Origin of the sequence: Paenibacillus sp., assembly GCF_031177825.1 — a bacterium.
GTDB lineage: Bacteria > Bacillota > Bacilli > Paenibacillales > YIM-B00363 > Paenibacillus_AE.
On record NZ_JAPSKE010000001.1, the window covers coordinates 124434 to 138727 of the forward strand.

Genomic DNA, 14294 nt, shown 5'->3' on the forward strand with positions numbered 1-14294 from the left:
CCTCATTCTCCTTTTCGTTCGCGGGATATCCATTCCGGGAAGCCGTGAATCGCGGTTCCCCGGAAGCCGCGGTAATTTTGGAAATGCCGCCGCGTCTTCTCCAGCTCCCGTTCCATCGTCTCGATTCCTTCTTCATGGAACGTCGTCTTCTCGGCTTCGTCGTTCGGCGCGACCTCCACGCCGACGACGACCGCCTTGTCCGCCGACGTCGCCTCGTCCACCATCGCGGACGCGTGGGCGACGATACCGTCGGACCCTTCCGCGCGGTCTCGATAGTCCATCAGTACGACCGTGTCGAACCGCTTGAACAGCCAGGCGCCGACGGAATATCGTTCGTATCCAGGCACTTCTAGCTCGTGAATCCAAAACGGTACGTCCGCGGATGCCTCCAGGTCTCCGATCCGGCGCGCCTCCTGCGCGGCGTAATCCAGGTTGGCGAGCCATTCCTCGAGCAGGCGCGGCGCGTCCTTCTCCCATTCGGGCAATAAGTACGGTTCGATGTCCAAGTGAATCCCGCTGAAGCGAGCGTCCTCGTCGACGTCGGTGTTATAGCGAGCGACCCATTCCAGGAACGACTGAAGATGCTCCCTCTTCGCTCTCCATCCCCAAGTCGGATCGCCGGCCAACGCCTCCACTCGGATGCCTCGCTTCCCCGCTTGGGCAATGAACTTTGCGTACTCGCCCGGCGTAACGTTCTGTCGATCGATGTACAGGTATATGTGGGTGACGTCGTTTCGTTTGGAAAAATTCAAAATCGGATCCGCTTGCTCGACGACGGATTCCGCGTCCCAGATCCAAGTCCCCTTATGCAGGGGAGGACGCCGATCTCCGACCGAGACGAGCGCGGCGATCAACGAAGCGAGCAGCGCGGCGGCAACGGATAAGCCAATCGCGAACCGCCGTTTTCGAACGAACGTGCGTAGAATCATCAAGCTCGCCGTTATTCGACGGTGACGCTCTTCGCTAGATTTCTTGGCTTATCGATGTCGTTGCCTAACGCTAACGCAGTGTAATACGAGAGCAGCTGCATCGGGACGACGGCCAGAATCGGCGCGAACAGCTGGTGCGTCCGAGGAATGAAGCATGCTTCGTCCACGCTGTCGAGCAGCTCCACGTTGCCGTCGACCGTTACGCCCATGACGCGCGCACCGCGAGCCTTCGCTTCCTTAATATTGCTGACCGTCTTCTCGAACAGCTGTTGATGCGTGACGAGCGCGATGACCGGCGTTCCCTCTTCGACGAGCGCGAGGCTGCCGTGCTTCAATTCGCCCGCCGCATAAGCTTCGGAATGAATGTACGAAATTTCCTTCAGCTTCAACGAAGCTTCCAGCGCGACCGCATAATCCAGCCCGCGCCCGATGAAGAACACGCTGCGCCGGTCCCGGATCGACTCCGCGAACCACTTGATCTCGTCGGCGTTCGCAAGCAGCTTCTCCACTTGGTGCGGCAGCTGCTTCACGCCGTCGATCAAAGACGACCGCGTCTCGTCGTCCAGCGTCCGAAGCGTCTGCGCGAAGTACAGCCCCAGTAATTCGAACGCCAGCAGCTGAGCGGTATACGCCTTCGTGGAAGCGACCGCGATCTCGGGTCCCGCCTTCGTGGCGAGGACGTAATCCGCTTGGCGCGCGATCGTGCTGCCGGCGACGTTCGTGATGGCGAGCACCTTCGCTCCGCGGCGTTGACTCTCCTGCAGCGCGGCGATCGTATCCGCCGTCTCTCCGGATTGGCTGACGACGATTACGAGCGTGTTGTCCGATACGATCGGGTCTCTATAGCGGAATTCGGATGCGATGTCGACCTCGACGGGGATCCGAGTGAGCGACTCGATCGCGAATTTGCCGACGAGCCCCGCGTGGTACGCGGTCCCGCACGCGACGATGTACATCTTCTCGATCTTTTGGAGCTCTTCTTCGGGTAACGGAATTTCCGGCAAGACGATCCGATTCCCGCCGTCGATGCGGCCGGCCATCGTATTGCGCAGCGTCAACGGCTGCTCGTGAATTTCCTTCAGCATAAAGTGCTCGTACGGTCCCTTCTGCACCTGCTCTTCGTCCCAATCGATTCGATGGAGCTTCCGGTCGACCGCTTGTCCGGTGTCGCCCTTCACGATATCGATGCGATCGAGCGTCAGCGTCGCAACGTCGCCGTCCTCTAGGATATACACATCCTTCGTATGCTCGAGAATGGCGGAGATGTCGGAGGCGATGAAGTTTTCCCCCGCGCCGACGCCGATGACGAGCGGGCTCGCCTGCCGGACGGCTACCAGCTTGTCGGGCTCGTGCTTCGTGATAACGCCTAAGGAGTACGCTCCTTGAAGCTTTCGTATGACCCGGCGCACAGTGGAGACGAGGTGGCCGTCATAGAGATCGGCGATCAGATGGACGATCGCTTCCGTGTCGGTCTCGGAAGCGAACGAGACGCCTTTGCCCGCGAGCTCCTCCTTGATCTCGAGATAATTTTCGATAATCCCGTTATGTACGATGGAGAAGGCTCCCGACATATCGGTATGCGGATGCGAATTCGCGTCCGACGGTCCCCCGTGCGTCGCCCACCGCGTATGACCGATGCCGATCGTTCCCTTCAGGGGCATCGTCTTCAGCTTGCCGTCCAAATTCGCAAGCCGTCCTTCCGCCTTTCGAACCCCCAGGCCCTCAGGCTCCAGTACCGCGATGCCCGCGGAGTCGTATCCGCGATATTCCAGCTTGCTCAGCCCGTTCACTAGAATCGGCTGCACGTCTCTCTTTCCGATGTAACCTACGATTCCGCACATATAAATTTGGTTCTCCTCTCCGTTATGTCTCTATGTCTATCAGACGCCGACGGCCAGCTTCGCTTCCGGCGTCTTGATGCCGGTGCCTAATTTGTAGATGTTGTCCGATGGGATGCCGGCGAAGGCATTGCGCGTATCGATGATCGGCACGCCAAGCGCGGCGAGCTCATGGTAGCTGAAGCAGCGGTGATTCGTGATGAACACCATGCAGTCGTACCGGGCGAACGCCGCCGGATCGTACGTGACGGAGGCGACGACGGCGCCGCGTTCGTCCTTGAAGGAAGTGGCGTAAGGGTCGTAGTAGTCCACGAAGGCTCCGCTTCCTCGGAACAGCTCGTACACCTCGAGACCGGGCGACTCGCGCAGATCGTCCACGTCCGGCTTATACGCCATGCCGAGAATGAGCACTTTCGAGTTTCGAATCGACTTGGCGTACTTGTTGAGCACCTGCGCGGTCTTGGTAAGCACGTACTCGGGCATATTGTCGTTGATCGATTGCGCCAGCTCGATGAACTTGCTGTAGAATCGATATTCCTTCGCCTTCCACGACAAGTACATCGGATCGAGCGGGATGCAATGGCCGCCGATGCCCGGGCCGGGGTGGAACGGCATGAATCCGAACGGCTTCGTCGAGGCGGCGCGAATGACTTCCCAGACGTCGATCTCCATCCGGTCGCACATCATCGCCAGCTCGTTGACGAAGGCGATGTTGACGCTTCGGAACGTATTTTCCAGCAGCTTCGACATCTCCGCGACCTTCGGACTCGACACCGGAACGACCGTCTTCACGACATGTCCGTACAGTAGGACGCCGAGCTCCTTGCACGCTTCCGTGGTGCCGCCGATCACCTTCGGAGTGTTGTAGGTGTTGTAATTGCGATTGCCGGGATCGACCCGCTCCGGCGAGAAGCAAAGGAAGAAATCTTTGCCCGCCGTAAGGCCTTGAGCTTCCAGTTCAAATTGGATCAACTCCTCCGTCGTGCCGGGATACGTCGTGCTTTCCAACACGATCAAAGTGCCTTTTTGCATATGCTTCTTGATTTCGCGGACGACGCTCTTAATGAACGACGTATCCGGGTCTTGATTTTCGCTCAGCGGCGTCGGCACGCAGATGCTGATCATGTCGAGCTCCTTCATGACGTCGTACGCCGACGTCGGGAAGAACATGCCGGCGTTCACCGCGTCGGCCACCGCCGCGTCGGGCACGTCTTGGATGTACGACTTTCCTTCGCGCAGCGCTTCTACCTTGCGTTCGTCCGTGTCGATGCCGAAGACGGTAAACCCGCCCTTCACCATCTCCATGCTCAGAGGCAGTCCGACGTAGCCGAGTCCGACGACGCCGACCTTGGCGGTTTTATTTTGCAGTCGGTCCTTCAAGCGGTTGAAATACATCATAGGGAGTTCCACCTTTCGATTCGCTAGGATTTAACGTTCGATTACGAAAATTGCAGCTTTCGGATCCTCCACTCCAGCTCGGAGATCGAAAATGGCTTCGTGACGTAATCCGATGCGCCCAATTCGAAGGCGCGGTTCATGTCTTTCGTCGTCTGCTTCTCCGTCAGCACGATCACTTTGCCGTCGTTGTCCGCCTCCTCTTGAATCCGGCCGATGAGCTGGTACCCGTCGAGCACGGGCAGATTGAGTTCGGTAATGACGACGTCAGGCGCGAACATCGAATACTTTTCCAACGCTTCCGAGCCGTCCCTAGCTTCGTACACCTCGTACCCCTTCAGCTCCAGGCGCAGCTTAATGAACTCGCGGCTCGTCTCCTCCGTATCCGCAAGCAAGATGGACGACGCGCTCTTGTTCGTCGGCTGCTCCAGGAAGATTCGAATTTCTCTGCTTCTCCCTCTCGTCCGGGTCGCCGCCGCCACGAGCTGCGACACCATCGACTCCGCCGGTTCGCCGGCTTCCGGGAAGGCGGCGACGAGGAGATGCCCGTCCAACAGGCGGTGATGCTCGAGAAATTCCTTGCACACTAAGGATAAGTAATGCGTGCTCGCTAAGCTCCGCCCTTCCAATACGACGCCTAGCACCCGGGATGGTTCGTCGTAATAACATTCGGTGGACAGCTCCGGCTCGTGCTTGGCCAAATACGACTGCAGCTGGACCAGAAATCTTGGATTTGAATTCGTACACGCGGCCAACATCATCCCGCACGCTTCGCTCTTCGCGTAGCCTTCTCGGGTCAGGCGATACAGCTGCCGACTAAATTGATGAACGGAATCTTGAACCATCACGGTCATGCGATGTCACTACCTTCCACGGATCAGGATTTGTTAAAGTTCGTTCGCACCATCGTTCCCCATGAATTGTTATTGCGGAAGAAGTCGATGTGCCCCATGAGCCTCCACCACACGCCGATCTGCCGGTACCCCAGAAACATGAAGAAGGAATATAATAGCATCTTGTTCAGGTCGCCGACGGTCGGGTACCGGCTGAAGGTCGTCTCCTCGATCAGCAGCGCGCCGAGACTGAGCAAGAAGCAGCAGAAGAAGTTCACGAGGGCGAAGATCGCCAGCGTCGTCCAATCCGTCATGCTTAGGAGCGTATACCCTATAATCGCCAACAGCCCGGAGATGCGAATATACGGATTGAGCGTTTCGAAAAGGATGTTATAAGGCAGCGTCAACAGACCGAACACCTTGTACCTCGGACGGAACGCCATGTGGACGCCTTCCTCGATCATATTTTTCAAGTTTCCCCGGCCCCAACGCTTCCGTTGGCTGCTCAGTATGCGGTACGAATCCGGCGCTTGCGTCCAGCAGACCGCATCCGGACAGAAGGCGACCCGATACGGGATATCGTTCTCGAGGCAATGCCGATGCAGCTTGATGACGATGTTCATGTCTTCGCCGGGATAGCCGCCCCGATAACCGCCGACCGCGACCACCTTGTCCTTCTGGAACACGCCGAACGCGCCGGATACGATGATCAAGCCGTTGATGGCGCTCCATCCGATTCTTCCGCCTAAGAAAGCCTTCAAGTATTCGACGTTCTGCAGCGCGGGAAGCAACCGCTTCGGGAAACGGACGTTTTTCACGATGCCGCCCTCGACCGTGCAGCTGTTGACGATGCGCACGTTCCCGCCGACCGCGACGGTATCCTCGGGATTTTCCATATACACCCTGGCGATGCGAGTCAAGGCGTCCTTCTCGAGCAGCGAGTCCGCATCGATCGTGGAGATCAGATCGTAATGAGACAGATTGATTCCGGCATTGAGCGAATCGGCTTTGCCGCCGTTCTCTTTATCGATGAAATACAAGAATGGGTACTCTGGATTGTGATAGACGCCTCGGATGTCCGCCGTCTTGATCCGACCGTTCAGCGTCGGGCGAATGCGCTCCAGCCGGAACTGCTCGGTCATGATCCGGAAGGTGTCGTCCTTCGAGCCGTCGTTAATAACGATTACTTCGTATTCCGGGTAATCGAGGGACAGGAGCGAGCGGACGTTTTCGATAATGGTCAGCTCCTCGTTGTAAGCGGGAACCAACAAGGACACCGCGGGGACATGCCCCGAACCGGACAGCTTCTTCACTCGGTTATAGCGGATCCCCCGCTTCAGCGCGAACATATTGCGAATCGACAGGCCGAAAATGAGAAAGTAGATCGCGGTGATGACGATCGCGTACCCGACCGCGAAGGCGCTGTAGGCGAATAAGAAATCTCGCAATCCGTTCAACCATGCGCTCTGCTGCAAATAATATTCGATGATGCGTAATAAGTCGTTCCACACGTTGATCTTCCCCTCTTTCTTCGGACGGCTGGACTATACGACGCGGTAGATTCGTTTGTTTCTGCCGAACGTCTTCTCGTATGCGTACAATAAGGCGTTGTATCGGGTCAGTCCGTCGAGCATATCGAGCCTCTCCGACAACGAAGCGAGCTCCTCCTCGATTCGGTCTTGCAAGGCGGTGCCGTCTCCTCGCTCACGCTGCTCCCACGCGGATGCGCAGAGCCGCTCCATGCCGGGCAACCCGAGCCCGAGCAGCCCTTCCGCGCCGGCGGCCACGACCCGCGGATCCGAGTCCCGAAGGCAGGCTCGCATCGCGTCCGCATACGTCGGATGCAACAGATCGCGCAAGGCGCCGGCCGTCAGAAGCCGCACGTTCGCGCTCGGATGTTCGAGCAATCCGGCGACGACGTGCTTCGGCAGCATCGCGGACGACTTCAAATACAGCTCGATCGCCTTCTCCCGAATGTCCGCATGCTCGGTGTCGATGCAGCGGTAGACGGCCGCCGCGAGGGTCGGGTTCGACGCGCCGTTCAGTCCGGCGAAGGCGATGCGAACGAGCGACGGATGCGGCTCTTGCAGCAAGTCGGCGAACAAGGCCGTTCGGTCGATCCGCGCTTCCTCGACGATGTCCGCGAGCAGATCGGGGAAGCTCTTCCCCTTCGTCGTCATGACGCGCAGCATCTCTTTCACATCCTTCGCCTCTTGCGCGCACTTCGCGACGGCGCGAGCGATAACAAACAACGTCGAGTCGAGCGGGTGATGCCGCAGCAGCTCCAGCAACGCCGGCACCGCCTCCTTCGCTCTCATGCAGCCTAGATGATACGCGGCGTCCACCTTCTCGCGGTACTTTCGACCCCGCAGCCGGTTCAAGTGAGCGCGGACGAAGCCCAGCCGTTCGCATAACTCGATCAGCTTGTCCCTCGGTTCGCCCGCCAGCATCTCGATCATGTCGTTCAATCGATGTTGCAGCGCGCTCGATTCGACGGCGTTCATCTTCATCGGCGGAGGGCGCAGCCGTTCCACTCCCGCCGCGTTCGTTTGGATATAAATCAAGTAATCCCGGAATTTTCGCTGGAACCTCTCTTCCGCCTTGCGTCTTTGAATGCTGCGCAGCTTCACGCCGTATAGAATCATAGCGAGGATCATATTGACGGCGATCAAGCCATACAAGAAAAAGACGGCTGCGTTCAAATTCGTATACACCTATGGAGCTCCTTCCGTGACGGGTAAATTCGCTTCCTTCATGGCTTCCTGCATAAGGTAATAACTTTGTTTCGGCCGTTCCACATACTCCACGTCGACATCCTCCCAACCTTCCCATCCGTAAAGGGGCAGCGCCGAAACGGGATACGGTTTTGCAGTCGAGCTTGGCGGCATGCCGACGAGCTCGCCCGTCGTCTTGTCCGCGATCCAAGGGAACAACCGCACGCCGTCGACGAAGCTGGATGCCAGCTTGCCGTCTTTGACGTCTTCGTAGTTGATGACCCGCAGCGAGCTGGGATCGCTGAACCCGAGCAGCATCCAAGGGATTCGGAGCTCGACGACCTCGCCGTCCGTTTGCCACATCGCCTTGGAGTCGTAATCCGGATCTTCCGGGTCGCTCGTCCCTCGAATCAGCTCGCCGACGTCGACGTCCTTGAACGGATGCTCGAAGCGGGAATCGGGATATTCCAGCTTGTAGTTCACTACGAGCCGCCAGGGGTGGAACAGCCCCGAATCGTCCCGAAGTGCTTGCGGATCGACCGGCTCCATCCCGGCGTGACGATAGAGCCGCGTATGGAAATCGTAATTGGAAGCGATTCGAATGCGGCCCGCCTCTTCGCCCGACAGCTCTACGAGCGTCTCCAATCCTTCGTCCAGCGTTAAGCCGCCCAGCTCCTCCGCGTGTCGGTTGCCTCCGGGGATCGTGTCCGTTCCGATGTAGACGGTCTGCCGCGCGGGATCGAACGGCTCGGACAATCGCAGCAGGAGGTATAGGTAGCCTTCGTCGTGGGAAGCCCGAACGTCCTCGAACCCGGCCGCTTGCATCTCCAGGCGCTTCCAATCGCCGGCCTTCAATCGTTCCCAATCCGACGCGTCGCCGTCGATCAGAATCGTCTCCGCCTTGCTCGGGTACATCCCGAGCACGCCGAAGAACGCTTCGTTCGTCAGCGCGTTGTACCAATACGCTCTGCGGTCGGGGACGTCGTACTGCAGCGTGTTCCACGTTTTCTTAAACCACTCGTCCTGCCACGTAAACAGAATCGCCCCGGAATAGCCTTCGGAATGGATGTGCCGGAACAGCTCGCGATCGATTTCGCCTTGTCGCGCTTCGTTATGACCGCCCTGATCGCGCCCCAGCATACCCATATGCGCAACGCCTTGCGACGCCGGCACGCCGAATTCGGTAATCATGATCGGGAGCTCCCGGTGATGCCGCTTCAGCCGGTTCAAGTACGTCAGGTAACTGTCGATCTCCCCTTCGTCGTTGGTCATCGTCCGATACGTAGCGTCGAACGCGAAGAAATCCGGATAGTACGGATACACGTGATAGGAAGCGAAATATCCGGCCCCCCAATCGACGGCTTCGATATGGAGCGGATCGACGGAGACGAGATCTTCCTCGAACAGCGGCTCGCCGGGATGCTCCAGCGGGTCGGTCGTCACCCAATTGGAAAAGGCGATCGGATGCTGCCACCCGTGTTCCCGCTCGGATTGCGCCGCGATATCGACCATTTCGGCCAACCAACGCTCGAAGGGGCTGGCTTCGGGCTTGCTTCGGAAGTGAACGCCTTCGTACGCCGGCACGTCGGAATGCAGCCGGTTCGTCCGATCCACCATCTTGGGGTCCCATTCGGTGCCGAGAATCCATCCCATCAAATACGGTCCCGCGTTAAAAATATACGTGCCGCTCGCTTTCCCCGAATGCGGATCGGCCTCGAGCATCGCCTTGCCGTATACGGCTCCTACCGCGTCCCGGATTTCTTGCTCGAATTGCCGCTTCACATCCGGCTCGAACGCGTCTTGCCCCTCGATCAACCGCTCCTCCGGGCTCCACACGCCTTGAATGAAAAACAACGGATCTCCCTCGCGCTTTGCGTTATAAGCGACCAATGCCTCGTAAAATTCCGGCTTTAGGATCGTATAAACGCGAATCACATTCGCTCCCATCTCTTGAATCATGCCGAACCATCGAATGTATTCTTCCTTCGTGACGGCGAGTTCTCCGGGGAAATGTCCGGGCGTGGTCGCGCCGAGGTTGACCCCTTTGGCGAAGTATGGCTGCCAGGCTTGATCGGCGTATACTTCGATCTGCGAGCCCTCGGCTCGAAACTTCGCGCGGACGCCATCTTCGATCTCGGCGCTTTCGACCTTGGCCGCCGGCGGCCAGAACGAGTAGGCCGTCGCGGCCGCCGCGACCGTGCCGATCAAAGCCAACAGCGAAAGTGTCTTCGACATCTTTTTCATCCTTCACTTCCCTCTGCTAGAAACCTCGTTTCTTGACGATATTTGTGGTTTGCGAAATTATCGTACTTCAGAAAGCGGCCGTTTGTCTGTGTTCTAAATGCTAAATATTGTAATCGTTCAGAGAGTATTGTAATCGGAGTATGAACGTTGTGAACGCTTTCGGCGGGTGTGATGAAAGTATGGAAATTGTGTTCGTTTCGCGAAAATTGGGCACCAATTGGCAGCGTTCGCAATACGATGTGCTATGTCAGCATTACATTTGCCTATAGGAGAGGTGTGATGTTCGCGATGTCAGGGAACGTTTTGCATTTTTATTGCGGCGGCAATACCGCCAAGGGCTTCGCCGACTTGTTCGACTCGTCGCTGCAAGACCTACGGCGGCTGTACATTCTGAAGGGCGGCCCCGGTACGGGGAAATCCGGCATCATCCGCGCCGTCGGCGACGCCATGGTTCGTTCCGGCCATCATGTCTGGTACATTCATTGCGCGTCGGATAACGACTCGCTCGACGGCGTCGTCGTGCCGGGGATCGGCGTCGGCATCGTCGACGGCACGTCGCCTCATGTCATCGAACCCCGTCTTCCCGGCGCGGTCGAGCAGTACGTAAATCTCGGGGAAGCGTGGGACGCGGCCGCGCTGGCCGACCGCAGAAGCGAGATCCAGGCGCTGAACGATCAAATCAAGCTGGCGTACGACCGCGCTTATGGCGGCTTCGCGGAAGCGCTGCGGATTCATGACGACTGGGAGAAGATTTATATCGAAAATATGGATTTCGAGGCGGCGGATCGGCTGACCCGGGAATGCATCCGTTCGCTGTTCCCAGACGGTCTTACGGGGAGGAAGAGCCGGGTCGATCACCGGTTTTTGGGAGCGGCCACCCCGTCCGGCGCGGTCGACTTCGTCCCGAGCTTAACCGCAGGGCTGAAGCGGAGAATTTTCATTAAGGGGAGACCCGGCTCCGGCAAGTCGACCCTGCTGAAGAAGGTCGCGGCGGCCGCGACGGAGCGGGGGTACGATGTAGAAATCTACCATTGCGGCTTCGACCCGAACAGTCTGGACATGGTCATCGTCCGGGAGCTCGGCTTCGCCATCTTCGACAGCACGGCGCCGCACGAGTATTTTCCCGAACGGGAATCCGATGAAATCCTGGATATGTACGTGCGCTGCATCAAGCCCGGAACGGACGAAGCGCATGCGGACGCTTTGCAGGACTTGAAGCTGAGGTATTCCTCCAAGATGAAAGAGTCGATCGGGCACTTGGCGACGGCGAAGTCGCTTCACGACGAGTTGGAACGCATCTACGGGCAGGCGATGAATTTCGCGGTCGTCGATTCGATGCGGGATCGTATCCGTGGGGAGATCGACGCGATCGCCGAAAGATACGTCTAGACGCGCAACGCCCCGCAGCGGCGAAGTGCACAACCCTTGGGCGCTTTCCGCCTAATGGTTGTGCACTTTCCGCACACTTCCTGTGCAGTTGCCGGCCTGCTTCATTGACTATATGTCATGCACAAGCAACATCCCGCGTGGCGACAAGCCCCCGCGGGATGTTTCGGCTTTCGATCATTTTCCCATGACGTAGGTATCCAAAAAATCGTTGCGGAACTTGCCCTCGGGGTCGCAGCGAGCCATCAACCGGCGGAACTCCGGCAGCTTCGCGTAAAGCGACTGCAGCCTCCCCGGCTGCATCGTAAACAGCTTGCCCCAATGCGGACGGGCTTGGAACGGCGCCAGCTTCTCCTCCACGATCGGCAGAACGTCGCGAACCGCGTCCCAATTCGGCTTCCAAGTGAAGTGGATCGCGACGGAATCCTGTCGATAGCAAGGACTCATCCACAACTCGTCCGCTGCGATCGTACGAACCTCGGATATATACAAGAGCGGTGCGATCCGATCTTTCATTTCCTCGAGCGCGCATAAAGCCGCATAGGCGTCGCCGCGGGAGACGAAGTATTCGCTCTGCAGCTCCTCCCCCGCGCTCGGCGTGAATTCCATGCGGAAGTGGGGCATGCGTTCGTGCCATGGTCCCGGGACGCCTTGCTGCTCGGTGCAATGTTCCGCGCCGCTCCCCGGTACCGGGTGCAGCTTCGCGCCTGCTCGCGTCGCTCCATAGAAGTCTACTCTCCCATCGTCAGGAGCTCTCCCCTTGTGCTTCAGCCACACCTGATTGAAAGACGGCCGCTTCCAATCCGTGAAAAGACTGACGCTGTACGCGCTGGAGAAGATCGCGTCGAAATCGTCCTTCAACATCGTAAGGGGCAAGTTCTCGTACACCTCTTGGCTCATCTCGAAGGAAGGCGCGACATCGAGCGTCATTCGCACGACGACGCCGAGCGCTCCGAGTCCGACGGCCGCCGCTTCGATCGGACGCTCCGAGTCTTCTTTGGTGAAGGCGACCGTCGTTCCGTCCCCTTGAACGAGTTCGAGGGAATGGACCGCCGCAGCCAGATTGCGGTTCCGGTCGCCGGAGCCGTGCGTCGCCGTCGCGCATGCGCCGGCGACGGAAATATGCGGCAGCGACGCCAAATTGTGCAGCGCATACCCGTTGGCGTGCAAATATCCGCACAGCTCGCCGTACCGTATTCCCGCCTCCACCGTCACCCGATGGCGCGTGCGGTCCAACTCGATCACGCGATTCAGCTTTCGGAGCGAGATATGGCTGGCCGTCGTGTCGGCGACCGCGTTGAACGAATGGCGCGTCCCTAACGCCTTCACCCGCGAGCGGGTCGCGACGAATTCCTGCACTTGATCCACTCGATCGGGAATGTATGTTTCCGCAGCGTTATACACATAATTGCCTGCCCAGTTTTTTTCGTTATGCACCTTGTCCCGTCCCTTCTAAAATACAGACGTATACCCGCTGACGGACGATAAGATTCGATCCGCCTCCTCGTCGGTCATCGAACCGAATCGCTCCGCGGCGTCCACGATTTTCGGAAATAAATGAACGTCCCCCGCGCTTGCGAAGCCCGCCACGTTCGGGAACTTCAATACGAAATGAACGCAAGCGTCGATCACGTCCTGCCGATCGAACGGCTCGTACCAGGTTGCGTACGGGCGCTGCCGACGTTCGCCCCAAGGCGCCTTCGCGATCGCTTTAATGACCCGAACGGCGACCTCCCGGTTGACCGCTTCCTCCATCAAGGCGTCGAACGTCTCTCGGTATTCAGGCATCGAATACATGTAATAGTTCAATGGAAGCAGCACGGTTTCGAACGGGAATCGTCGAAGCGCTTCCAAATGCGCGGTCGGCGCTTCATGACCGTGCCCCGTAATGCCGATATGCTTGACGATCCCCTCTTCTTTCGCTTCGATAGCCGCCTCCAGCGCGCCTCCCTTGTTCGTGCACAAATCAAGCTCGGCGATCGTTCCCACGGCATGAAGCTGCAGCAGATCGACGGAATCGACGCGCATCCGCTCCAACGATCGATAAATTTCGGCTTTCGCCTTTTCTTTCGTACGCTCTCCTGTCTTCGTCGCGAGGAAAATCTCGCCCCGCGCCTCGCTGGTCATCGGCCCCATCCGCTCCTCGGCATCCCCGTAGCTCGCCGCCGTGTCGAAATGGTTGACGCCGCGTTCGAGCGCGAACCGAATCGAGGCGTCCGCCTCTTCTTGCGTGACGTTGCCGAGACTTGCGGCTCCGAACATAACGACCGAGCTTTCGAATGGAATACGGCCTAACGGTCTCTTGGGCATCATCGATATCGTCCCCTTTGAACCTAAAATAGGTGCCATCGGAATAAGAGTAGCAAAGTTTCCCGGTTTCGTCATACCCTAAATGAACGAATCTGAAGGCGAAGAGGAGGATGAGCGTGCCGAACTATCGAATCATCGTAGATTTATCCGATCGGCGATTGTATTTGCTCGATGGGGATATCGTAAGGCGGGGATTTCCGGTCGGCATCGGAAGGATGGTCTCCCGGACGCCCACCGGCGATTACAAAATCATTAACAAGCAATCGAATCCCGGCGGTCCGTACGGCGCATTCTGGATGGGACTGTCCAAGCCGACCTATGGCATTCACGGGACGAACGATCCGTCTTCCATCGGGAGGGAAGTGTCTAGCGGCTGCGTTCGAATGCATAACAAGGACGTTCTGGAACTGTCTTCCCTTGTGCCGGTCGGGACAAGGGTAACGATTCGGCCGTAACGGACCTCCGTCGGTCGACGAGCGATTGCCGCTTTACGAAAATCATGTAGATCCGACGCTTCCGGTCGGGAACGGCCGGATGACTATATACGGGGTCGTATGCCGAGCTCGAAGTGCAGCGCCGTAACGACGCCGAAACCGAAAATCGCCTGAGACGCGTCCGGCGACGATCGGTTTCGTCCGGGATCTC

Annotated in this window: 11 protein-coding genes; 2 read left to right on the forward strand and 9 right to left on the reverse strand. The window is 58.4% G+C overall.

Annotation, left to right across the window (positions count from 1 at the left end; genetic code table 11):
* Positions 1-2: 2 nt before the first annotated feature.
* From RIN49_RS00530 to RIN49_RS00560, 7 genes are all read right to left on the reverse strand, one after another.
* Positions 3-929: a copper amine oxidase N-terminal domain-containing protein gene (locus RIN49_RS00530; RefSeq protein ID WP_309118210.1), complete on the reverse strand. Its 927-nt coding sequence runs from the start codon at positions 927-929 to the stop codon at positions 3-5.
* Between the two features lie 11 nt (positions 930-940).
* On the reverse strand, positions 941-2770 hold the full coding sequence (glmS, locus tag RIN49_RS00535; protein ID WP_309118211.1) for a glutamine--fructose-6-phosphate transaminase (isomerizing): 1830 nt from the start codon (positions 2768-2770) through the stop codon (positions 941-943).
* A 39-nt stretch (positions 2771-2809) separates the two neighbouring features.
* Positions 2810-4165: a nucleotide sugar dehydrogenase gene (locus tag RIN49_RS00540; protein WP_309118212.1), complete on the reverse strand. Its 1356-nt coding sequence runs from the start codon at positions 4163-4165 to the stop codon at positions 2810-2812.
* Between the two features lie 41 nt (positions 4166-4206).
* A complete protein-coding gene (locus RIN49_RS00545) occupies positions 4207-5016 on the reverse strand; it encodes a response regulator transcription factor (RefSeq protein WP_309118213.1) in 810 nt (269 codons plus the stop codon).
* 23 nt (positions 5017-5039) lie between these two features.
* Complete coding sequence (locus RIN49_RS00550; protein ID WP_309118494.1) at positions 5040-6443, reverse strand: glycosyltransferase family 2 protein; 1404 nt, start codon at positions 6441-6443, stop codon at positions 5040-5042.
* Between the two features lie 96 nt (positions 6444-6539).
* On the reverse strand, positions 6540-7709 hold the full coding sequence (locus RIN49_RS00555) for a HEAT repeat domain-containing protein (protein WP_309118214.1): 1170 nt from the start codon (positions 7707-7709) through the stop codon (positions 6540-6542).
* Positions 7710-9953, reverse strand: coding sequence for a hypothetical protein (locus RIN49_RS00560; RefSeq protein ID WP_375295190.1), 2244 nt, complete (start codon positions 9951-9953; stop codon positions 7710-7712).
* Positions 9954-10241: 288 nt separating this feature from the next.
* Here RIN49_RS00560 and RIN49_RS00565 point away from each other — a divergent pair, with 288 nt between their 5' ends.
* Positions 10242-11342, forward strand: a complete 1101-nt coding sequence (locus RIN49_RS00565) for a PRK06851 family protein (protein WP_309118216.1) — start codon at positions 10242-10244, stop codon at positions 11340-11342.
* Between the two features lie 174 nt (positions 11343-11516).
* Here RIN49_RS00565 and RIN49_RS00570 read toward each other — a convergent pair whose 3' ends face one another.
* Entirely contained in the window at positions 11517-12776 is a 1260-nt protein-coding gene (locus tag RIN49_RS00570; protein ID WP_309118217.1) for an FAD-binding protein, read from the reverse strand.
* A 15-nt stretch (positions 12777-12791) separates the two neighbouring features.
* Positions 12792-13652 (reverse strand): aldo/keto reductase, encoded by an 861-nt coding sequence (locus RIN49_RS00575; RefSeq protein WP_309118218.1) that lies wholly within the window; start codon positions 13650-13652, stop codon positions 12792-12794.
* Between the two features lie 113 nt (positions 13653-13765).
* Here RIN49_RS00575 and RIN49_RS00580 point away from each other — a divergent pair, with 113 nt between their 5' ends.
* Positions 13766-14104, forward strand: a complete 339-nt coding sequence (locus RIN49_RS00580) for a L,D-transpeptidase (protein WP_309118219.1) — start codon at positions 13766-13768, stop codon at positions 14102-14104.
* Positions 14105-14294 lie beyond the last annotated feature (190 nt).

Coding starts and splice junctions, on each gene's coding strand:
- glmS (WP_309118211.1), bottom strand. CDS start 2,770: ATGTGCGGAATCGTAGGTTACATCGGAAAGAGAGACGTGCAGCCGATT.
- RIN49_RS00575 (WP_309118218.1), bottom strand. CDS start 13,652: ATGATGCCCAAGAGACCGTTAGGCCGTATTCCATTCGAAAGCTCGGTC.
- RIN49_RS00565 (WP_309118216.1), top strand. CDS start 10,242: ATGTCAGGGAACGTTTTGCATTTTTATTGCGGCGGCAATACCGCCAAG.
- RIN49_RS00540 (WP_309118212.1), bottom strand. CDS start 4,165: ATGATGTATTTCAACCGCTTGAAGGACCGACTGCAAAATAAAACCGCC.
- RIN49_RS00530 (WP_309118210.1), bottom strand. CDS start 929: ATGATTCTACGCACGTTCGTTCGAAAACGGCGGTTCGCGATTGGCTTA.
- RIN49_RS00545 (WP_309118213.1), bottom strand. CDS start 5,016: ATGACCGTGATGGTTCAAGATTCCGTTCATCAATTTAGTCGGCAGCTG.
- RIN49_RS00560 (WP_375295190.1), bottom strand. CDS start 9,953: ATGAAAAAGATGTCGAAGACACTTTCGCTGTTGGCTTTGATCGGCACG.